This window comes from Paenibacillus sp. BIHB 4019 (assembly GCF_002741035.1).
In the GTDB taxonomy this organism is placed as follows: domain Bacteria; phylum Bacillota; class Bacilli; order Paenibacillales; family Paenibacillaceae; genus Pristimantibacillus.
Window position 1 is genome coordinate 1,978,191 of record NZ_CP016808.1, and the last position, 21,810, is coordinate 2,000,000.

General features: G+C 49.5%; 17 protein-coding genes, 1 tRNA gene and 2 rRNA genes (1 of these 20 cut by a window edge). 1 reads left to right on the top strand and 19 read right to left on the bottom strand.

Features of this window, described 5'->3' with window-relative positions; translation table 11 throughout:
* Positions 1-21 precede the first annotated feature (21 nt).
* Positions 22-846, top strand: a complete 825-nt coding sequence (locus BBD42_RS08310; protein ID WP_099517781.1) for an AIM24 family protein — start codon at positions 22-24, stop codon at positions 844-846.
* Between the two features lie 101 nt (positions 847-947).
* Here BBD42_RS08310 and BBD42_RS08315 read toward each other — a convergent pair whose 3' ends face one another.
* From BBD42_RS08315 to BBD42_RS08400, 19 genes are all read right to left on the bottom strand, one after another.
* Positions 948-2,480 (bottom strand): glycosyltransferase, encoded by a 1,533-nt coding sequence (locus BBD42_RS08315; protein WP_237163418.1) that lies wholly within the window; start codon positions 2,478-2,480, stop codon positions 948-950.
* Positions 2,473-3,576, bottom strand: a complete 1,104-nt coding sequence (locus BBD42_RS08320; protein WP_099517783.1) for a tetratricopeptide repeat-containing glycosyltransferase family 2 protein — start codon at positions 3,574-3,576, stop codon at positions 2,473-2,475. Before BBD42_RS08320 ends, BBD42_RS08315 begins: the two co-directional genes overlap by 8 nt.
* 78 nt (positions 3,577-3,654) lie before the next feature.
* Positions 3,655-7,428: a BclA C-terminal domain-containing protein gene (locus BBD42_RS32660; RefSeq protein ID WP_481855968.1), complete on the bottom strand. Its 3,774-nt coding sequence runs from the start codon at positions 7,426-7,428 to the stop codon at positions 3,655-3,657.
* 772 nt (positions 7,429-8,200) lie between these two features.
* Entirely contained in the window at positions 8,201-8,350 is a 150-nt protein-coding gene (locus BBD42_RS31720; RefSeq protein WP_172455433.1) for a hypothetical protein, read from the bottom strand.
* A 192-nt stretch (positions 8,351-8,542) separates the two neighbouring features.
* A complete protein-coding gene (locus BBD42_RS08330) occupies positions 8,543-8,971 on the bottom strand; it encodes a NucA/NucB deoxyribonuclease domain-containing protein (RefSeq protein WP_099521520.1) in 429 nt (142 codons plus the stop codon).
* 247 nt (positions 8,972-9,218) lie between these two features.
* A complete protein-coding gene (locus BBD42_RS08335) occupies positions 9,219-9,965 on the bottom strand; it encodes a DsbA family oxidoreductase (RefSeq protein WP_099517785.1) in 747 nt (248 codons plus the stop codon).
* Positions 9,966-10,117: 152 nt separating this feature from the next.
* Positions 10,118-11,161 carry a hypothetical protein gene (locus BBD42_RS08340; RefSeq protein ID WP_099517786.1) on the bottom strand — a complete coding sequence of 348 codons (1,044 nt, stop codon included), beginning with the start codon at positions 11,159-11,161 and terminating at the stop codon, positions 10,118-10,120.
* Between the two features lie 137 nt (positions 11,162-11,298).
* Positions 11,299-11,457 carry a small acid-soluble spore protein P gene (locus tag BBD42_RS08345; RefSeq protein ID WP_056035203.1) on the bottom strand — a complete coding sequence of 53 codons (159 nt, stop codon included), beginning with the start codon at positions 11,455-11,457 and terminating at the stop codon, positions 11,299-11,301.
* A 15-nt stretch (positions 11,458-11,472) separates the two neighbouring features.
* Entirely contained in the window at positions 11,473-11,820 is a 348-nt protein-coding gene (locus BBD42_RS08350) for a hypothetical protein (RefSeq protein WP_099517787.1), read from the bottom strand.
* 248 nt (positions 11,821-12,068) lie between these two features.
* Positions 12,069-12,157 (bottom strand) — tRNA-Ser (locus BBD42_RS08355).
* Between the two features lie 92 nt (positions 12,158-12,249).
* Positions 12,250-13,533, bottom strand: coding sequence for a serine--tRNA ligase (gene serS, locus BBD42_RS08360; RefSeq protein ID WP_099517788.1), 1,284 nt, complete (start codon positions 13,531-13,533; stop codon positions 12,250-12,252).
* Between the two features lie 21 nt (positions 13,534-13,554).
* Positions 13,555-14,136, bottom strand: a complete 582-nt coding sequence (gene pdxT / locus BBD42_RS08365) for a pyridoxal 5'-phosphate synthase glutaminase subunit PdxT (RefSeq protein ID WP_046234145.1) — start codon at positions 14,134-14,136, stop codon at positions 13,555-13,557.
* A 134-nt stretch (positions 14,137-14,270) separates the two neighbouring features.
* A complete protein-coding gene (gene pdxS, locus BBD42_RS08370) occupies positions 14,271-15,152 on the bottom strand; it encodes a pyridoxal 5'-phosphate synthase lyase subunit PdxS (protein ID WP_046234144.1) in 882 nt (293 codons plus the stop codon).
* Between the two features lie 153 nt (positions 15,153-15,305).
* A complete protein-coding gene (locus BBD42_RS08375) occupies positions 15,306-16,595 on the bottom strand; it encodes a D-alanyl-D-alanine carboxypeptidase family protein (protein WP_237163419.1) in 1,290 nt (429 codons plus the stop codon).
* 278 nt (positions 16,596-16,873) lie between these two features.
* Positions 16,874-18,331: an IMP dehydrogenase gene (gene guaB / locus BBD42_RS08380; protein WP_099517789.1), complete on the bottom strand. Its 1,458-nt coding sequence runs from the start codon at positions 18,329-18,331 to the stop codon at positions 16,874-16,876.
* A gap of 63 nt (positions 18,332-18,394) precedes the next feature.
* Entirely contained in the window at positions 18,395-18,604 is a 210-nt protein-coding gene (locus BBD42_RS08385) for a hypothetical protein (RefSeq protein ID WP_099517790.1), read from the bottom strand.
* A gap of 53 nt (positions 18,605-18,657) precedes the next feature.
* Positions 18,658-19,350, bottom strand: coding sequence for a class I SAM-dependent methyltransferase (locus BBD42_RS08390; protein WP_099517791.1), 693 nt, complete (start codon positions 19,348-19,350; stop codon positions 18,658-18,660).
* A gap of 834 nt (positions 19,351-20,184) precedes the next feature.
* A 5S ribosomal RNA gene (gene rrf, locus BBD42_RS08395) occupies positions 20,185-20,301 on the bottom strand.
* A 71-nt stretch (positions 20,302-20,372) separates the two neighbouring features.
* Positions 20,373-21,810, bottom strand: a 23S ribosomal RNA gene (locus BBD42_RS08400) (it continues 1,495 nt past the right edge of the window).

The window sequence follows — 21,810 nt, forward strand, 5'->3', positions numbered from 1 at the left end:
TCTAACTGGAGGTCAACTCATATGCCATTTCAATTTCAAGTGGAACGCGAGCTGTTTCTGAAGGCTGAAGGCCAAGGCAAGTTTTTCGCTAAAAAAGGCTCCATGGTCGCTGATCAGGCTTACAACGGCAAATTTAAATATTCCAAGCGCTTGCTTGGCACAAACTCCGGCAACATTGTTGGACAAGTATTGAACCACGGTATGCGCCGCATTACAGGCGAAAATCTTGAAATTATGGAAGTCGAAGGCCAAGGCTCCGTCTATCTTGCTGACCAGAACACGCATGTGACCGTCATTAATTTGGAGCAGGGCGGCCCTTGGCAGCACGTAAGCGTTGAAAGTGAAGACCTGCTGGCGTTTACAGAAACTTGCCACTACGGCGTTACAATCATCGGCTCCGGTGTCATTTCCCAACGCGGACTTTTCACCTCCAAGCTCTCCTATAACGGCCAAGGCGCTCAAGTCGCAGTGAAAACGAACGGCAACCCGCTCGTTCTGCAAGCCCCATGCCGCGTCGATCCCGATGCGATTGTTGCCTGGACAGGCCCTTCACCTAAAGTGAAGCTTGATGTGAACTGGAAAACCCTTATCGGACAAACCTCTGGCGAGTCTTATATGTATGAGTTCAATGAGCCTGGGCAAATCGTTATCATTCAGCCTTTCGAGCGCCAAAGCGGCGTGAAATTCGGCATTGATGACAATCGTTACCAGCCGCAAGAGCAAAGCAGCGCCTTCCAAAACACTTTTGGCGGCAACGGCGGCAACGCTGGCAATAACGGCGGCGCTCCAAGCAATAACAATAACGAAGGCGGGCTCGGCGGCATTATTGGCCGAATTTTGCGTTAAGCTATTTATTATACGTACTTCCAATAAAACGATTAAAAGCATCCCCACTCATCATTCCTGATGAGCAGAGATGCTTTTTTTTTTTTGCAGACTGGAACCTGTTATTCCTGCCACTCCACGAGCTGTGGATTATTATCCAAAATGGACAGGTATTGCTCCTTCCAGCCATACTTGGCATCGGGGTCAAGCAGCTGGTAGCGGTGGAGCTTCTCCCGGCGATGTTCCTCTTTTGCCCAGCCATAATGCTTAAGGCGAATGTCCGACAGCTGGTGAGGCAGCTCCAAAATATTAGCGGGAAAACGCCCGCAATGCTGCGGCGTATTTTTCCACTTATAATCAAATGCTGGGTCATAGCGGAGCAAAAAAGGACGATAGCTTTCATGTGCCTGCCAGATCGCATCCGATCTATACGAATGAAGGCTCCAGAAATCGTATAGCCGGAAGCAAAATACATTCGTAGACCGGCTTTGCAGCAGCGAATCGAGCTCCTGAGCGAAGCTTTGCTCGAACCATTCATCCGCGTCTAGATTCAAAATCCACTCCGGATTTACAGTCAACGTCTCTTCCCACTGCTGCTTCCGCAGCGTAATTTCATTGCTGAAACGCGACACCTCGTTGCGGATCAGCTTAACCGGAATGCCTTCCAGCGCCTGTAGGCACACCTCAGCGGTATCATCCGTACTGCCATCATCAATGATGACTGCGTCATCAATATACTGGCGATGCTGCTCCAGCGCCTGGCGCAAATAGCGGCTGCTCTCGTTCCTTACGACCATCGACAGCGTGAGCCGTCCTCGGGTCAGGGGCTGGACTTCCGTTTCTTTCTGTAGAAAACGCTCCGCCCCAGCCAAATCCGCGCTGCGGTAAATATGATAGGCGGGATAGTGGGTATCCACAAACAGCTGCAGGCCAAGCGCAGCCGCTCTAATGCAAAAATGCCGATCTTCCCCCCAGAAGGTTAAATTGCTAATGGGTCCAAAGTGCACACCTGCTTCAAGCGCACGTCTGCTTAGCAGCGTACATGCGCCAAGCCCGCCTACCTCGTATACGCCAGGCTCGTTTAACATCGCGTAAAACTGCTCCAAGCGCTCCGCAATTTCCAAATCGCTCAGCTGCTCGCCTCGGCCTCGCTCCCACTGTCCATATTCGTCATGCAGCCATACTTGCGGCTGAGGACGTGCATCCGGCTGCCAGCGGGTCCAAAAAATTTCCGATACTATATCCTTGTCGTCCGCTACTAGCTGCGCAAGCGTTCTGGAATCCAGCAGCAGGTCGGAGTCGAGCAAAAATAAATAGTCAAATTGGTGCTCTAGCGCATGTTCAATGATTCGATTTTTGAAATGGGCAACCTTCCAAATGAGCTGCTCATTCCAGCAATGCGTCAAATCCGTGCGTACATACACGTCTTGGCTATCGGAGGGTTCTGAGCGGATAATGGTTACCCCCTCGCGAGCGGCAGTAAACTGTTCCAGCAGCTGACTGCTCGTAGCATCCGTATTATCGTCAATGAAGAGATAGCTCAGCTCCAGCTGATCTGCATGAAGGCGTTTCAGCGAAGCGAGAAACAACGCAAGAATCGTAGGCTGCTGCTGAACGGGACTGGCAATAAGCACACGCCTTTTTTCCTCAGACAAGTACGATCCCTCCCTCATCCTTCTTACTCAGCCGCTGACTCAAATATTCCCGGTTCGCTATCATTCGCTCATCCTCCGGCCGATAGCTGGCCGCCTGCTCGTTATGCCTATAAGCTGCCTCGTAGTCGCCTAGACGGTCATAGCAGACACATAGCTGAAGCTGCGGCAGCCAAGTAGAACAGGCAATATTCGCAAAACCCCAGCCTGTTGTGTCCGTATGCTCCACGTGGATCGCCTGCTTATACCAATACACCGCCATCTGAAGCTCATCCCGCTGCAAAAAATGATACCCAAGGCGGCAGCAAAATTCCGCCCGAGGCTTATCGTAATAGAAGGATCGCAGCACAGAATCCATCATATTGCGCGGCTCGTTCAGCTCGTGGTAGCAGTCCGCAAGCCGCCCGCAAGCAAGAATATTATCCTCGATCCAACCTTTGCCGGTAGCGAGAAACTTGTCATAATAACGGATGGCTGAATCGTAGCGGCCATTGTCTTTCAGCTCATTGGCATAATAAAATAAGTCGCGCGGGGTGAAAACTTCTCCTCTACGAAGCCGATTTTCATACATCGTTAAATTGCGGTCGCTATCATGCCCGAGGCTCTTATGTGTAACGGAAACATCACAATGGATGATGTTTCCGTAAACCTCCAAATACTCATGGACCGCGCCAATCCACTGAAAATTCCGCTCACGCTTGACAATGCGATTGCGCCGCAGCTTGTTAACTACGTTGCCGAACTCGTCAAAGGACAAGTGGTAGTCCATTGAGACGGAGTCTACCGTATCGTCAAGCTGGTGTTTGAGCGCCTTCAGCTTGTGCAGTTCGGAAACCTCCAATACATCATCCGCATCCAGCCACATCATATAAGGCTTCGTTGCAAGCGAGAATGCGAAATTGCGGGCGGCGGCGAAGTCATCCACCCAGGTGAAAGACTCGACGCGATCGGTGAAACCGGCAGCGATTTCCCGTGTAGCATCGGTCGAGCCTGTGTCGACAATAATAATTTCATCTACGGCAGGGGCAATAGAGGAGAGGCAGCGTGCCAATGTTTTTTCTTCATTTTTGACTATCATGCAAAGACTGATCGCGATCAATGAAACCACACTCCTGCGAGTTGATTCTATTGACCCATCCTATTCAGTCACTCTTGCCTTGGTGCCCAACTGGCCGCATTAGCTTAATTGGATAATGGTCAATGCCGCGCCAGCGCTGCCTCCAAGCAATGTGGCCGCACCCAGCAGTCCAAATAATTGAAGGGTAATGGTCGAGCCTGCTGTCAGTCCAACAATAATGTCGTTATTGAAAGAGGATAAGCTTAATACTGGCTCCAATGTTGAGGCTGTACTCGCGACGCCGTTAATTAGCAGACGCGAGCTGACCAATAACGCCGCCGTCAAATTAATTTGGTACGTAATATAATATCTGCCCGCAGCGGCAACTGTGAACGTATCGTTTAATCCATTGACCGTTATGCCTGTAGCGATATTTTGAGAGCTTGGGAGCGGTACATTCGTGCCTCCAAGTATAACTGCAATGACACCCCCAGTTGTATTGGCTGCAAAAGCAGATACAGCTGTCGTACTAACGCCGGTTGCTCCGGTTGCTCCTGTCAGACCTGTGACTCCCGTTGCCCCGGTTGCTCCTGTCAGACCTGTGGCTCCTGTTGCCCCGGTTGCTCCTGTCAGACCTGTGGCTCCCGTTGCCCCGGTTGCTCCTGTCAGACCTGTGGCTCCTGTTGCCCCGGTTGCTCCTGTCAGACCTGTGGCTCCTGTTGCCCCGGTTGCTCCTGTCAGACCTGTGGCTCCTGTTGCCCCGGTTGCTCCTGTCAGACCTGTGGCTCCTGTTGCCCCGGTTGCTCCTGTCAGACCTGTGGCTCCCGTTGCCCCGGTTGCTCCTGTCAGACCTGTGGCTCCTGTTGCCCCGGTTGCTCCTGTCAGACCTGTGGCTCCTGTTGCCCCGGTTGCTCCTGTCAGACCTGTGGCTCCCGTGGCTCCCGCAGCCCCTGTCACACCAGTCGCTCCCGTTACTCCGGTTACACCCGTGGCTCCCGTCTCTCCCGTTGCTCCAGTCGAGCCCGTTACTCCGGTTACACCGGCTGTACCTGTCGCTCCCGTTACACCTGTTACGCCGGCTGCTCCTGTTACACCTGTGGCTCCCGTCTCTCCGGTTGCGCCTGTCGAGCCCGTTACTCCGGTTGCACCTGCTGTACCTGTCGCTCCAGTTGCTCCTGTTACACCGGCTGCTCCTGTTTCTCCGGTTGCGCCTGTCGAGCCCGTTACTCCGGTTGCACCGGCTGTACCTGTCGCTCCGGTTACACCTGTTACGCCGGCTGCTCCTGTTACACCTGTGGCTCCCGTCTCTCCGGTTACGCCAGTCAAGCCCGTTACTCCGGTTACACCGGCTGTACCTGTCGCTCCGGTTACACCTGTTACGCCGGCTGCTCCGGTTACACCCGTGGCTCCTGTATCTCCGGTTGCGCCTGTCGAGCCCGTTACTCCGGTTGCACCTGCTGTACCTGTCGCTCCCGTTACACCTGTTACACCGGCTGCTCCAGTTACGCCCGTGGCTCCCGTCTCTCCGGTTGCGCCTGTCGAGCCCGTTACTCCGGTTGCACCTGCTGTACCTGTCGCTCCCGTTACACCTGTTACACCGGCTGCTCCAGTTACGCCCGTGGCTCCCGTCTCTCCGGTTGCGCCTGTCGAGCCCGTTACTCCGGTTGCACCTGCTGTACCTGTCGCTCCCGTTACACCTGTTACACCGGCTGCTCCAGTTACGCCCGTGGCTCCCGTCTCTCCGGTTACACCAGTTGAGCCCGTTACACCTGTTACACCGGCTGCTCCTGTTACACCCGTGGCTCCTGTCTCTCCGGTTGCGCCTGTCGAGCCCGTTACTCCTGTCTCACCGGCTGCTCCTGTTACACCCGTGGCTCCCGTTTCTCCCGTTGCACCAGTCGAGCCCGTTATACCTGTTACGCCGGCTGCTCCTGTTACACCCGTAGCTCCCGTCTCTCCCGTTGCACCAGTCGAGCCCGTTACACCTGTTACGCCGGCTGCTCCTGTTACACCCGTAGCTCCCGTCTCTCCGGTTGCACCAGTGGAGCCCGTTGCTCCTGTCTCACCAGTTGTCCCTGTCGCTCCCGTTGCGCCAGTCGAGCCTGTGACTCCTGCACCCGTCACTCCGGTTGCTCCGGCTGCTCCTGTTTCTCCAGTTGTACCTGTGGGTCCGGTTACTCCGGTCGTTCCGGTCACTCCAGCACCCGTTGCTCCTGTTGCGCCTGTCGCACCTGCGCCAGCCAACAGCGTATAATCTGGCGAGCTTCCTGGTACCCCGCTTGGCGGTGCCGTATTCACGATATACGTGCTGCCATTAAATGTTACTACCTGATTTACGGGGTATGTTGGAGCCACTAAAGGATCAAACGCTACTATCCCTTGCAATCCCACACCCGTTACTCCTGTTGCTCCTGTTGCTCCTGTTGCACCAATTGCCCCTGTTGACCCTGTCGCACCCGTCGCACCTGAACCAGCCAGCAGTGTATAATCTGGCGAGCTTCCTGGTACCCCGCTTGGCGGTGCCGTATTCACGATATACGTGCTGCCATTGAATGTTACTACCTGATTTACGGGGTATGTTGGAGCCACTAAAGGATCAAACGCTACTATCCCTTGCAATCCCACACCCGTTACTCCTGTTGCTCCTGTTGCACCAATTGCCCCTGTTGACCCTGTCGCACCCGTCGCACCTGAACCAGCCAGCAGTGTATAATCTGGCGAGCTTCCTGGTACCCCGCTTGGCGGTGCCGTATTCACGATATACGTGCTGCCATTGAATGTTACTACCTGATTTACGGGATATGTTGGAGCTACTAAAGGATCAAACGCCACTATCCCTTGCAATCCCACACCCGTTACTCCTGTTGCTCCTGTCGCCCCCGTCGCACCTGAACCAGCCAACAGCGTATAATCTGCCGAGCTTCCTGGTACCCCGCTTGGCGGTGCCGTATTCACGACATACGTACTGCCATTGAACGTTACTACCTGATTTACGGGATATGTTGGAGCTACTAGAGGATCAAACGCTACTATCCCTTGCAATCCCGCACCCGTTACTCCTGTCGCTCCTGTTGCACCTGTTGTACCAATTGCCCCTGTTGACCCTGTCGCTCCTGCGCCAGCCAGCAGTGTATAATCTGGCGAGCTTCCTGGTACTCCGCTTGGCGGTGCCGTATTCACGACATACGTGCTGCCATTAAACGTTACTACCTGATTTACGGGATATGTTGGAGCTACTAGAGGATCAAACGCTACTATCCCTTGCAATCCCGCACCCGTTACTCCTGTTGCTCCTGTTGCTCCTGTTGCACCAATTGCCCCTGTCGACCCTGTCGCTCCTGCGCCAGCCAGCAGCGTATAATCTGCAGAGCTTCCTGGAACTCCGCTTGGCGGCGCCGTATTCACAATATACGTGCTGCCATTGAATGTTACTACCTGATTTACGGGATATGTTGGAGCTTCTAGAGGATCAAACGCCACTATCCCTTGTAATCCCACACCCGTTACTCCTGTTGCTCCTGTCGCTCCTGCGCCAGCCAACAGCGTATAATCTGGCGAGCTTCCTGGTACCCCGCTTGGCGGTGCCGTATTCACGACATACGTGCTGCCATTGAACGTTACTACCTGATTTACGGGATATGTTGGAGCTTCTAAAGGATCAAACGCCACTATCCCTTGCAATCCCACACCTGTTGCTCCTGTTGCTCCAATTGCCCCAGCTGATCCTGCAGCCCCTGTCGCCCCCGTTGCACCTGCGCCAGCCAGCAGTGTATAATCTGGCGAGCTTCCTGGTACCCCGCTTGGCGGTGCCGTATTCACGACATACGTGCTGCCATTAAACGTAACTACCTGATTTACGGGGTAAGTTGGAGCTGCCAAAGGATCAAACGCCATTATCCCCTGTAATCCCACACCTGTCGCTCCTGTAGCTCCCATTACCCCAGCTGATCCTGGCGCCCCATTGGCTCCTGTTGCACCCGTTGCTCCCGCGCCAGCCAGCAGTGTATAGTCTGCAGAGCTTCCTGGAACTCCACTTGGCGGCGCCGTATTCACGATATACGTGCTGCCATTAAACGTAACGAACTGATAAACGGGATAAGTTGGGGCTACCAAGGGATCAAACGCGACTATCTCATCTAGTCCTGCCCCTGTTGCTCCAGCTACACCAGTCGCACCAGTCGCTCCAGTCACTCCTGCAGCTCCCGGAGCACCATTTGCTCCCGCTGGACCAATTGCTCCCGCAGCGCCTTGCGCTCCAGGCGATCCCGCTGGACCAATCGCTCCGGGAAGGCCCATCGCTCCAGGCTGCCCTGCAGCTCCTGCAGGACCAGTTGCTCCAGTTGCCCCATCAGTTCCAGCAGGACCGCTAAAACCCCTTCCACCCCTTGGGCCTCTGGCGCCTCTCGGGCCACGTTTTCCGCGTCTTGCATGAGCTGGCCGATGGATATGGCCATTCCGAGGTTTTTTATCGTGATGCCCATCGAGACATTTCAGCGCCTTTGTCAGCAGCAAAATCGAGTCGATCACTTCGCGCTCCGCCCGGACGATTTTATTTCTCCCCGCCAGCCTGCGCGCTAATCTCAATTCAAAAATGGCGAGGTTTAATTTCCGCAAACAACTGGCTCTTCTTTTCACCAACCTGCTCATCTCCCATTAGTTATTCGCATTACCGCTTTTTATAGACTGTACGCCTGCATGCCGAAATGACATATCGAATATGGGAGCTCGCTCGTTTAACCCGATTTTGGCGTATTAGACCTTTCACATGCTGGAGCTGCTTAATCCATTTGTTAAGCTCTTGTGTTTTCCTGTTCATCTTCATCCCTCCTTAACGATTTATTTGCTCGCTTTCTATTCAAAATCGTAAAAATAGTCTTTTATCATCACACCAGTCTATGTTTGCGTCCGATATGCAACACGGTATTCACCCAGTAATTAAAAATAAAAAAAAGCCCAATCCTCTGCATGAACGCAGACAATTAGACTTTTACTCACAATAAAAGCTTGCTTATTTGATGACAAAAGCAATTCTCGAACCATCCGGGTATTTTTCCAGCTGATTGCTGACCCATGAACCCGCTCCGCGATTATCCGATGGATCAATATAAGCAATATGGGCGCCGCTCCCGCCTTCCGCACACATAGCCATCGGCCATTCATCACGATCGTAGCCTTTCTTCACCTTTACGCCCTGCAAAGATTTTTTCCGATTCTGATCCGCGCCTTCCCGATCAATCGTACAAATAGGAGATTTTCCCGCTGCAATCGCATCTTTAATGTGCTTGCCTGTCTCTGGATACCGATCGGCCGGAAAATATAACGTGTAGTCCGTTCCTTCTGCTGTATTCCAATCTTTCGCCAGCTCATCAAGCCAGCCCATATAAGACGCTCCGGCCAAAGCCAGCATAATAAGCAAGGAAATAAGGGCATTTTTCATTTTAAACTTCTTTTTACGGGACTTTCTTTTCAACGCGCATAGCCTCCTGATGCTCTTTTTCCTCATTTTCTCATCATAAAGGGCGAAGGACAACCCTCGGCCAAATTTTATTTTCACACCTGTTAGGCAAAACATATATTATCTTATATTTCAAAAAAAAGCTGAAGCAGCGTCACTTGCCCGCCACCCCAGCCTTCCCTGATATCTAATTATATTCAAATATTCATCATTTCAGCTCTATACAAATTTACGCCTTGTCTGAATTAGCATCCTTTGCAGCCGAAGGCGCGCAAGTGCCGTCCGAGCAAGCTGCACCGTCAGCATCATCCGGCAAATCATTGATGACGGTCAGAGCCGGATACGCTTCATCCCAAGCCTGCTTGATTGCATTCAGGAACACTTCATTGGGCTGAGCGCCCGATATCGCGTATTTGCGATTAATGACGAAAAATGGCACACCGCGCACGCCTATCCGCGAAGCCTCCTCCTCGTCGCCACGAACGTCCTGTGCATGAGCATCGCTTTCCAGCACAGCAAGTGCCTCTTGACGATCCAGTCCAACCTCGGCAGCCAGATCAGCGAGTGTATCGCGCTGTCCCAAATGCTTGGAATCGGTAAAATAAGCCCGGAACAGTCGTTCAGACATCTCATCTTGCTTGCCGTATCTTGCTGCAAAATGGGTTAAGCGGTGCGCATCAAACGTATTCGTCAGCACCAGTGTATCGAAGTTAAAGGTCAAACCAACGGATGCCGCCTGCTTCGCCAAATCGCTGTTCATCTCGATTGCTTTCTCGCGTGGCATGCCGTATTTGCGGGACAGCATTTCGTGTACATCGTGCTCATAGCTGATCGCGGCACTAGGGTCCAGCTCGAAGCTGCGGAACACGACCTTCACCTGCTTGCCATGCTCGAACTTGGCTAATGCGCCCTCCAGCCTCTTTTTGCCAATATAACAAAACGGACATGCAAAATCTGACCATACATCTATTTGCATTACGATTCCTCCTTTAAATTCATATACGTATAGTAATATACTTTACTTTTTAAAGCAATAGAATCATTCAGCCCTCTGCTACAGCGTTATAAAAAAAACCGCTCATTCACTTAGAATGGGCGGCTCCTTTTGTATCATTTTAAGCTGTAAAATTACATGCCCAATCCCATGCCAGACATCAGCTCATCCATCTTAACCGCGTCCGTCGGAATTTCATACAGGAATTTAGGCGCTTTATTAATATTGTGGTATTCAGCTGTTAACGAGCCTCCAACTTTCACGATACCGCCGCTTTCATCCGTAAAATCCAGATTGATTTTAGCAGTCTGCTGCGATAAGTAGCCATCTTTAATGGCACCTACAATGGAGAAATCATTGACTTTCAGGTTTGTTTTCAGTTGATCCAACGTTTCTTGCTTGTTGGCTTCAAAATCTGCCTTCAGCTTCGTTACATCCTCATTCGTGCTTTCAATCATTTTCATGAAATCTTCGTTTTTCGTCAATGTGTCGATGAGTTCTGGAAGCACTTGATTAACGATTGTTTCTACTGCCTGCTGATAGTTGCCTTCATTAATTTGAAAGCGAACAACTTGATCAGCCTCTACCCCTTCAGGGAGCGCTGCATCTTCTTTTTTCAGCGAGGAGAAATACGTTTTTTCATCAAAATGTTTTAAAATAATGCCGCTCACTTCTTGACCAAGCTTCTGTTGGGCCGCAGTATCCAGCATGGCTCCTGTTTCTGCTTGCTTTGCCAGCTCCTCCAGATCAATCTCCACGAATTTATCCGTGTATTGCTCTGGCAGCATCAGCATTGGAAGCGCCGGAATTTTTACAAACATCTTTTTGTCGGTCATAATCATCGGAATTTTAATAGAAATGCCCGCTGCCGTAATATCCATTTCCATATCTGTGCGCAGCGGCTCTTTTTGATATACCGCTTTAACATTTACTTTAGCGCCTTTAAGCAGGCCAATGACATATTGCGCCCCAGCTCCGTCTTCCTGAAGCAATTCGTCTGGCACTGTAAGCTCATCTATCCCAAAAGACATCGTAGAATCATATGATGTGACTTCCGCCATTTTTTGAGTAGCTTTCTCCAAAGACTCCTTAGGAGACGCGCTCGCGCTGCATCCTGCGACAATAATTAAAGCAGCAGCGATAAATAGCATAGCCACTTTATGTAGTCTGTTTTTCATTCTAGTTGATCCTCCCTATTTGTATCTCTGCTTGACATCCCCCCTATTTTATAACAAAACGACAGCATATAGAAGCAATATCCAAAAAATCCCGCTTCTCCGAGAAGAAACGGGACTTTTGTATGAATATCTTGAATTTATGATCCTTCCGGATTTAGGTGAGAAGTATGATTTTTCTGCTTTGTTTTTTTCGATCCAGATAAAGGCTGCTGTTGTGCAGAGTCATCATTGCGGCTTCTTTTGTCCTGAGATTGACGCTGCGCCTCCGGCACAGGCACGCTGTCTGGCTTGCTCATATCATCATCCTCCTTTTAGGCGTGTGTAAGCTGCGCAAGCGCTTGAGCGCATTCATGGATATGACGCTTATAATCATGAATGAGCTGTTGAAGCATGTCTGTGCGTTCATCCACAGCTTGATGATCCTTTTCCACATCGACGAGCTCCACTTTAATTTCACGGCTATCCACATAGGTCACCTTAAAATCGATCTCATGCGCCTGATGCCCCGCAGACTGAATTGTAATCCGCAGCGATTTTGGGTCCGCCTCATCGGCTGCTACCTGGCATTTATCCGGCTTGTTCATCATCTCCGGCAGTGTGCGGTTCCATGCTTCCACCAATTCTGGCTGGCTGTAGGTCAGCTCATCTTTTTTCGCCATCTTTATCAACACCTCCACATCCTATAAGATGCGGCGCGAGCCCGCCAATTATTCAGGCAAAATCCAGCATAAACACAAGATTATCCACAGATTTATACACAATTCATGCGAGTTATCCACATTATATACATTCTGTCCACAGGACTATCGTGGATAATGGTGATAACTCCTGCTCAGACGTTATCCCCAATCCCCAGACAACAAAAAAACGCCCAAACCGTTAGGTTGGACGTTATCATTCAATAAGTTGGCGGAGAGGGTGGGATTCGAACCCACGTGGGCTTGCACCCTAACGGTTTTCAAGACCGCCCCGTTATGACCGCTTCGGTACCTCTCCACATATAAAATCATCACAAAAATCATTATACCACAGGTTAAAAATGAATATCAACCTTTTTTTAACCTGTGGATAATAAAAATGTAAAAACTTTAAGCTTTAGGTCCAATTACGCTGATTCCGCCCATATAAGCACGCAATACTTCAGGAATGACAATGGAGCCGTCTGCCTGTTGGTAATTTTCAAGAATAGCGGCAACGGTACGTCCTACCGCAAGACCTGAACCGTTAAGCGTATGAACGAATTCCGGCTTGCTCTTTGCATCCCTGCGGAAGCGGATGCCCGCACGGCGCGCCTGGAAGTCCTCTACGTTCGAGCATGAGGAGATTTCCCGGTAAGTGCCTGCACTTGGCAGCCATACTTCCAGGTCATAGGTTTTCGCAGCGGTGAAGCCCATATCGCCTGTGCACAGAGCGAGCACGCGATAGGACAAGCCAAGCAGCTCAAGTACCTTCTCGGCATTAGCCGTCATCTTCTCCAGCTCATCGTAGGACTCTTCCGGCTTCGCAAGCTTGATCAGCTCGACTTTGTTGAATTGATGCTGACGAATCAAGCCGCGTGTATCTCGGCCTGCTGCACCCGCTTCCGAGCGGAAGCAAGAGCTGTAAGCTACAAAATGCTTCGGCAGCTCTTCAAGCGACAAAATCTCTTCACGATGAAGATTCGTAACCGGAACCTCGGCCGTTGGAATCAAGAAATAATCCGAGTCGGAAATTTTGAATAAATCCTCTTCGAACTTCGGAAGCTGTCCTGTTCCAATCAAGCTGTCGCGGTTGACCAAATAAGGCGGCAGCACTTCCTCATAACCGTGCTTATCACTATGTAGATCCATCATAAAGTTAATCAGCGCACGCTCAAGACGCGCACCTAAGCCGCGATAAAACGTAAAGCGGGAGCCCGTTACTTTAGCAGCACGCTCGAAATCGAGAATGCCAAGCTCTTGTGCAAGATCCCAATGCGCTCTCGGTTCGAAATCAAATGAAGGCTGCTCGCCGATCCGACGAAGCTCTACATTATCATCCTCAGTAGCTCCTACTGGTACACTTTCATGCGGCAAATTCGGAACCGAAAGCATGAGCTCGTCCACTTGCACCTCAACCGCGCGAACTTCTTCGTCCAGCTGCTTAATCCGGTCGCCTACTTCACGCATTTCGATAATCAGCGCATCGGCGTCGCCACCTGTTTTTTTCAGCTTCGCCACTTCCTGAGATACGGTGTTGCGGTGATTTTTCAGCTGATCCGTTTCCTTAAGCAGTTCCCGACGTTTTGTATCTAAAACAGGGAAATCAGCGATTAAATCAAGCGATTTACCACGATTGGTCAGCCCTTGCTCTACTTTTGCGTAATCATTACGCAGCCATTTTATATCTATCACGCTTGGATGAACTCCTCTCAGCTACCGGCTCACTGCCAATTGTTTAATCATATCGACAAAATAGGCATGCAAACGGTAATCATCGGTTAACTCGGGATGAAAGGATGCTGCAAGCAAGTGTCCTTGCCGAGCCGCCACAATTTCCCCTTTGTATTCCGATAGCACATCAACCTGCGATCCAACTTCCTTGATCAAAGGAGCACGAATGAATACCGCACGAACCTGCTCATCAATGCCTTTAATGTCGAGATCCGTTTCGAAGCTCTCCCGCTGTCTTCCGAAAGCATTGCGCTCCACCGTCATATCCATGAGCTTCAAATGCGCATCCTCTTGTCCCTCAATACGTTCAGCGAGCAGAATCATTCCCGCACAAGTGCCAAAAATCGGCTTGGATTGCTCGGAGAACGCTTGAATCGCTTCTAGAAAGCCGTATTTGCGGATCAGCTTGCCTATTGTCGTGCTTTCGCCGCCTGGAATAACAAGACCTTGCAGCTCATCGAGCTGCGAGGTCTGTTTAACGGCGACCGCTTCCGCGCCCGCCGCCTCCAAACTGCGTATATGCTCTGCAACTGCGCCTTGAAGCGCGAGTACACCAATTTTCATCGCCTACACGCCTTTCTTAAAATATAAGAATTTATAAGTTTCCCCTTATAAATGGGCTTATATTTCTCGGACTGAAACGCGCCGCGCCGCCAAAGGACGGCTTTCGGCCGTTTCACCTTACCCAAGCTTGTTGCTTAAATTCCGCGATCTTGCATACGCTGCGAAGCGTCCAGCTTGGAAATTTCGATGCCCTTCATTGGCGCTCCCAAGTTTTTGGATACTTCTGCGATCAATTTGTAGTCTTGGTAATGAGTTGTAGCTTCTACGATAGCACGAGCAAATTTCTCCGGGCTGTCGGATTTGAAAATACCCGAACCTACGAACACGCCGTCAGCGCCCAGATGCATCATCAGTGCCGCGTCAGAAGGTGTTGCTACGCCGCCTGCTGCAAAGTTAACGACTGGCAGCTTGCCGCTCTCGTGTACGCCTAGAAGCAGGTCATAAGCAACGCCCAGAACCTTCGCTTCATTATACAGCTCGTCCTTCGACAAACCTTGAATTTTACGGATTTGGCCATTGATCAAACGAAGGTGGCGAACAGCCTCAACAATGTTTCCTGTTCCCGGCTCACCTTTCGTGCGAAGCATTGCTGCCCCTTCTTGAATACGGCGAAGCGCTTCGCCAAGATCTTTAGCGCCACATACGAAAGGAATTGTAAATTCGTTTTTGCTAATGTGGAACACTTCGTCTGCCGGAGTCAGAACTTCACTCTCGTCAATATAGTCAACGCCCATCGATTCAAGCACTTTCGCCTCTACATAGTGGCCGATACGCGCTTTCGCCATAACAGGGATCGAAACAACTTTCATAACTTCTTCTACGATGGTTGGGTCAGCCATACGGGCAACGCCGCCTGCTGCACGGATATCGGAAGGAACGCGCTCCAGCGCCATAACTGCTGTTGCACCTGCCGCTTCTGCTACTTTTGCTTGCTCGGCGTTCATAACGTCCATGATGACGCCGCCTTTTTGCATTTCAGCCATACCACGTTTTACACGCGAAGTTCCTGTTTCCATTTTCGAAAAATCCTCCTCAAGGTTTTACGCCGCGCCCTTCATCCTGAAGGGTTAGCGCTTAGCTCCCATTATAATATCGATACTTGCTCTAGGCACTAATTTTACAGGAACGCTCCTTAATCGACAACTATTGTTTTCCCTGTATTTATGTGATTAAAACAGATTCACAATATCGTTGAACAGTCCAACGAAAAATTGACCAATAGCGCGGAACATCAGACGCAGCCAGCCGCCCTTTTCCACATCCTCCGATGCGATCAAATTAACCGTTCTATCCACTTTATTGCCTTCAGCATCCGTATACTCGTAAGTGACTGTTCCGAGCTTCTGACCCGCTGTAATGGGAGCAACAAGCTCTTCCTCTTTCAAAAGATTGCTTTCCTTCAGCTCAATCTTAGGCTCTGCGCCTTTTTTCACCGTGAAAGTGATGTCGGACTCCGTAACGGCAGGAACCGTCTTTTCGACACCCTTCTTAATTTTAACCGATTCCAGCGTTTCTACTACAGATTTTGCAGGAAGCACTGATTTCTTCTCAAAATTGTTGAACGCATAGTCGTACATCTTCGCTGTTTCAAAGAAACGGGCTTCTTTTGACTTTGTATTCATTACGACGCTGATATAACGCGTATCGCCTCGTTTAACTGTACCCGTAAACGTATAACCAGCTGCCGAAATATAGCCGGTTTTCATGCCATCAACGCCCTCATAAGCATACGCACGTAAATATGTGTTGCTTTTGTTCGTTTCCAGCATCCAGTTATAGTTCTTCATGGTCGCTGTATCGCGCTCACGGAATTTGTATTCCTGAATTTTCGAATAATCAAGAAAGTCCGGATGTTTTTTCAAAATCGTTTGTGCCAGCTTCGACATATCGCGAGCTGAAATAAGCGTTGTATCAAGCAATCCTGTCGCACTTGTAAAATGAGCTGTCGTCAGGCCCAGCTCTTTCGCCGTTTCGTTCATCTTGGCAACAAAGCTCTGCTCACCACCGCTTATTTGCGAAGCAAGAGCAATCGTTGCATCATTCGCCGAACCTACTGCCATAGCAATATATAAGTCCTTTACCGTATGCTGATCGCCTTGCGCCAAATAAATTTGCGAGCCATCCGCAGGAGTATTCGCTGCTTCTTCGCTAACGGTAACGACCTGATCCCAAGTTAATCTTTTATTCGTAATTTCCTCAAGTACGATATACTCCGTCATGAGCTTCGTCATGCTGGCAGGAGGACGCGGCGTATCCGCATTGACTTCATAGATGACTTGTCCCGAATCTGCATCTATTAGAATGGCTGATGATAATTCCATGCCTAAAGAGTTTTCGACCCAATCTTCCTTACCTGCAGCCGCTGCTGCACCAGACCCTAATGACAGAATAACCAACCACATCGCCATAAAAGCGGCGATAACCGATGTCAGTCTAATCGGCTTTACCTTTGCCTTCAACGTCTTCTCCCCTTTTCATCCGAAAGTTTGTCGTTGTTAATTGTATCACATGCAAGCAGGGGAATTAAACCTCTACTGCGCTCAGCCCTCTTTCAACAGCTAAGCCCTTGCAGGTAGCCCATTTGAGCTGTTTAAACCCCTTAAAACTGCCCCGGAGCAATAATTACCATGTAAAATAATGGATCTAATTCAATGCCCTCTATTGAAAAAAAAGACAGACCCGGCAAAAGCGAAGTTCCGCTTTCTTGTGGTCTGTCTCTGGCCCGTTGGCCGGGATATTAAAGCGAGTAGTTAGGCGCTTCCTTCGTAATTTGCACATCATGTGGATGGCTTTCGCGAAGTCCTGCACCAGAAATCCGGATGAAATGTGTATCGTTCTTCAGTTGCTCCAGGTTTGATGTTCCGCAATAGCCCATGCCGGAACGCAAGCCGCCAAGCAGCTGATGAACCGTATCCGATAAAGGACCTTTGAATGGCACGCGGCCTTCAATGCCTTCTGGAACTAGCTTGCTCTCGTTTTCTTGGAAGTAACGGTCCTTGCTGCCTTCTTTCATAGCGCCAAGGGAACCCATGCCGCGATAAACTTTAAAGCTTCTGCCTTGGAAAATCTCTGTTTCGCCAGGGCTTTCAGAAGTACCTGCAAACAAGCTGCCGATCATAATGGCACTTGCGCCTGCTGCAATAGCTTTCGTAATATCGCCGGAATATTTGATACCGCCATCAGCGATAACCGGTACATTATATTCACGGGCAACGGAAGCACAGTCATAAATCGCAGTGATCTGTGGTACGCCAATACCTGCGATTACACGCGTTGTACAGATCGAGCCTGGACCGATGCCGACTTTAACGACAGATGCGCCTGCTTCAATCAAATCGCGTGTAGCTTCGCCTGTAGCTACATTACCTGCGATAATCGTCAATTCTGGGTACTGCTTGCGGATTTTGCGAACTGCCTCAAGGATATTGATATGATGCCCGTGTGCAGAGTCTACAACGAGAATATCGATACCTGCTTGTACGAGTGCTTCGGTACGATCCATTGTATCTTTAGAAATACCAACAGCTGCTCCGCAAAGCAAGCGGCCATGTGTATCTTTTGCAGCATTAGGGAATTGAATCGCCTTCTCAATGTCCTTGATTGTAATCAGGCCTTTGAGCGTGTTCGAGTCATCCACCAATGGCAATTTCTCAATTTTGTGTTTTTGCAGCAATACTTCCGCCTCAGTAAGCGTCGTGCCGACTGGAGCCGTTACTACATTCTCACGTGTCATAACTTCATGGATTTTAATGGAATAATCATGTACAAAACGAAGGTCACGATTCGTCAAAATACCAACAAGCTTCTTGTCAGCATCTACGATTGGCACGCCCGAAATGCGATATTTACCCATTAATTCTTCCGCATCATACACATGGTGATCTGGTGTAAGCGAGAATGGATTCGTAATAACGCCGCTTTCCGAACGTTTTACACGATCTACTTCTTCCGCCTGTTGTGCAATGGACATATTCTTGTGAATAATGCCGATTCCGCCCTCACGCGCTATGGCAATAGCAAGAGCTGCTTCCGTAACCGTGTCCATCCCTGCGCTGATCAATGGAATATTCAGCTTGATGCTAGCAGAAAGTTTTGTCGAAATATCCGATTCTCTTGGCAGTACTTCTGATTTCCTTGGAACGAGCAGCACATCATCAAATGTTAGGCCTTCCTTGGCAAATTTTGATTCCCACACGAATATGTTCCTCCCTTAAATTGAGCCGTCTTCACGTATATTATTGCAATATTAGCAGAGGGGTCATGGGCTGTCAAGGCTGTCACAAGGCGGGCAATTTCCGTTTTGCAATAAGCTTTTTGTCTGAATTTTCTCACTAAACAGAAGCGTCACGCTTACATGTGAGAACTTCGTATTTTGAGGAAGCGAAATATCTGTAATAAAAAGGGTTACAAGTTCGGCTGCTGTTGCCCTTTTATAATCAGCGCTAGCAGGCATCATTTCGATTTCCACTTTGGCAATAGACTCTTAGTTCAGCATCGTGTCTTCCAGCACTTGAAACAAATTTATGAATATTTAAGTATCTGCTTAAAAGCTGCAAAAACAGCAAACTCATGATGCTTATAGACACAATCAGCCGCTGCAAAACCACTATTGTGGAGCCACTGCAGCTGGTCTTGAACCGTCGCATTCTGATCGAGCTTTCTCCGCTCAATTGCAGACTCTATCGCCTGCTCAGCCAATTCCCCTTTGCCAATGTGCCGCTCCCATTTGTCCTTATAGGCAAGATCAAAGCAAGATAAGCTTCCGGCAGCTTGGTCAGCATTAATAAAGCTGCCATCGTCCTCTAGAAGCTCATGCACCGTGTGAAAAAGCTCCTGCTTAGATTCATGGCTCAGGTGATGAATAGATAAGGACGAAATGACAATATCATATTTTTGCTTGAACATATATTTTGTATAATCTGCCGCAATATATTCGACTTGCTTGCTATGTTCAAACCTCAAACGAGCCGCCCTCATCATCTCTTCGCTCAAATCAATCAGAGTAAACTCCGCCTGCGGGTATTTTTGCTGAACAAACGCGGCGAACAGCCCTGTCCCAGCCCCAAGATCCAAAATACGCGGTTTCTGCTTAGTCGTCTTCACCCAATCCACAGCTGTTCCATAAAACTCATCAAAGCATGGAATTAGCTGATGCCGCTGATAATCATAGTCCTTAGCAACTTGATCAAATAACGTCTTAATGGACTTTTCCATCTACATAACCTCCCGCTATTTTAGCAATATTATAGTGCGCTGAGCATGTCAATATTATTGTCATTGTAACTGTAAAACAGCTTAATTAACCGTTTCTATTGAGATAATCTCACATACTAACACTACAATATTATTTTACAAAATCACACATATATATTTCATTAAAAGTTTAATATCTGTTCTTTTCCTGACCACTAGCTCGACACTTTATAAGATCAACAATCCACAATAGCTATTATAAGAATAGGATCATCACCTCTAACAAAACAATCAAATTTCAGCACATTTTATAAACTAATTATATATATTTACGAGCCTCGTTAACCCTTATTTTAATCTTGTTATTCATAATAATATTGTAATTTAAGATGAAAAACATCATAAATAGTGTACTTAAAATGGCTTTATAAACATGGTACTAATCCCTTCTATAAAGCCAACAAAATATTTCTACAGAGCAGTCTACTACTCCGTACTGATGTGCAAACTAATCTCTGGCTGTCTGACTCCGCTAATACCCAACCATATCTTAAGAGCAATCCCATACCGTTAGTTAACCTGCCACGTAAAACAATTAGTGCTATGCATGCCTAAAAGCAACCTGCATCGTGTGTAAAGCCTAGAAGCCTAATTAGTATTATCTATGCATTTACAAGCTATAGCGTTTACAAGCACCGGCTGCAGAGCTGTGGACGTTGCCAAAACAACTGTAACACAGGGTCAAAGTATAAAAACGTCAAAAGCCCTTTCGTTCAAAGGGCTTTTGACGTAATAACGTTTATTTCATTAAAAACGAAACAAAAAACCTGCCGCAAACTGCGGCAGGCTTCTCGTGCTTGGCGACGTCCTACTCTCCCAGGACCCTGCGGTCCAAGTACCATCGGCGCTGGAGGGCTTAACGGTCGTGTTCGGGATGGGAACGCGTGGTTCCCCTCCGCCATCGCCACCAAACGGATAGAACGGGTATTGCTACCCTGAAAACTGGATGCGAAAGACAAATCATGAAACTTTAGCGTGTTGTTTAGGATAAGCCCTCGACCGATTAGTATTCGTCAGCTGCACGCATTGCTGCGCTTCCACCCCGAACCTATCAACCTCGTCGTCTTCAAGGGGTCTTACTAATTGGGAAATCTCATCTTGAGGGGGGCTTCGCGCTTAGATGCTTTCAGCGCTTATCCCGTCCGTACTTGGCTACCCAGCGGTGCTCCTGGCGGAACAACTGGTACACCAGCGGTACGTCCATCCCGGTCCTCTCGTACTAAGGACAGCTCCTCTCAAATTTCCTGCGCCCGCGACAGATAGGGACCGAACTGTCTCACGACGTTCTGAACCCAGCTCGCGTACCGCTTTAATGGGCGAACAGCCCAACCCTTGGGACCTACTTCAGCCCCAGGATGCGATGAGCCGACATCGAGGTGCCAAACCTCCCCGTCGATGTGGACTCTTGGGGGAGATAAGCCTGTTATCCCCAGGGTAGCTTTTATCCGTTGAGCGATGGCCCTTCCATTCGGTACCACCGGATCACTAAGCCCGACTTTCGTCCCTGCTCGACTTGTAGGTCTCGCAGTCAAGCTCCCTTATGCCTTTGCACTCTCCGAATGATTTCCAACCATTCTGAGGGAACCTTTGGGCGCCTCCGTTACATTTTAGGAGGCGACCGCCCCAGTCAAACTGTCCACCTGACACGGTCCCCGAACCAGTTTCATGGTCCTAGGTTAGAACTCCGATACGATCAGGGTGGTATCCCAACGTCGCCTCCACACAAGCTGGCGCTCATGCTTCTACGGCTCCCACCTATCCTGTACAGATCGTACCAAAGTTCAATATCAAGTTACAGTAAAGCTCCATGGGGTCTTTCCGTCTTGTCGCGGGTAACCTGCATCTTCACAGGTATTAAAATTTCACCGGATCTCTCGTTGAGACAGCGCCCAAGTCGTTACGCCATTCGTGCGGGTCAGAATTTACCTGACAAGGAATTTCGCTACCTTAGGACCGTTATAGTTACGGCCGCCGTTTACTGGGGCTTCGGTTCACAGCTTCGGATTGCTCCTAACCGCTCCCCTTAACCTTCCAGCACCGGGCAGGCGTCAGCCCGTATACTTCGCCTTACGGCTTCGCACAGACCTGTGTTTTTGCTAAACAGTCGCTTGGGCCTTTTCACTGCGACCCCCTCGGGCTATTCACCCTACCGAGGTACCCCTTCTCCCGAAGTTACGGGGTCATTTTGCCGAGTTCCTTAACGAGAGTTCTTCCGCGCGCCTTAGCATGCTCTGCTCGCCTACCTGTGTCGGTTTGCGGTACGGGCACCTTCACCTGGCTAGAGACTTTTCTCGGCAGCCGGAGTGCATGACCTTCGCTACTGTAATTTTCGCTCCCCATCACAGCCCAGCCTTACGATGAGCGGATTTGCCTACTCATCAGCCTCACTGCTTGGACGGACTATTCCATCAGTCCGCGTCA

Bases quoted from the DNA above. Each gene is read 5' to 3' on its own strand.
- pdxT (WP_046234145.1), bottom strand. From the start codon at position 14,136: ATGAAAATTGGTGTACTCGCGCTTCAAGGCGCAGTTGCAGAGCATATA.
- BBD42_RS08310 (WP_099517781.1), top strand. From the start codon at position 22: ATGCCATTTCAATTTCAAGTGGAACGCGAGCTGTTTCTGAAGGCTGAA.
- BBD42_RS08340 (WP_099517786.1), bottom strand. From the start codon at position 11,161: ATGAAAAACAGACTACATAAAGTGGCTATGCTATTTATCGCTGCTGCT.
- BBD42_RS08330 (WP_099521520.1), bottom strand. From the start codon at position 8,971: ATGAAAAATGCCCTTATTTCCTTGCTTATTATGCTGGCTTTGGCCGGA.
- pdxS (WP_046234144.1), bottom strand. From the start codon at position 15,152: ATGGAAACAGGAACTTCGCGTGTAAAACGTGGTATGGCTGAAATGCAA.
- BBD42_RS08335 (WP_099517785.1), bottom strand. From the start codon at position 9,965: ATGCAAATAGATGTATGGTCAGATTTTGCATGTCCGTTTTGTTATATT.
- BBD42_RS08345 (WP_056035203.1), bottom strand. From the start codon at position 11,457: ATGAGCAAGCCAGACAGCGTGCCTGTGCCGGAGGCGCAGCGTCAATCT.
- BBD42_RS08390 (WP_099517791.1), bottom strand. From the start codon at position 19,350: ATGGAAAAGTCCATTAAGACGTTATTTGATCAAGTTGCTAAGGACTAT.
- BBD42_RS31720 (WP_172455433.1), bottom strand. From the start codon at position 8,350: ATGAACAGGAAAACACAAGAGCTTAACAAATGGATTAAGCAGCTCCAG.
- BBD42_RS32660 (WP_481855968.1), bottom strand. From the start codon at position 7,428: ATGGCGTTTGATCCTTTGGCAGCTCCAACTTACCCCGTAAATCAGGTA.
- BBD42_RS08350 (WP_099517787.1), bottom strand. From the start codon at position 11,820: ATGGCGAAAAAAGATGAGCTGACCTACAGCCAGCCAGAATTGGTGGAA.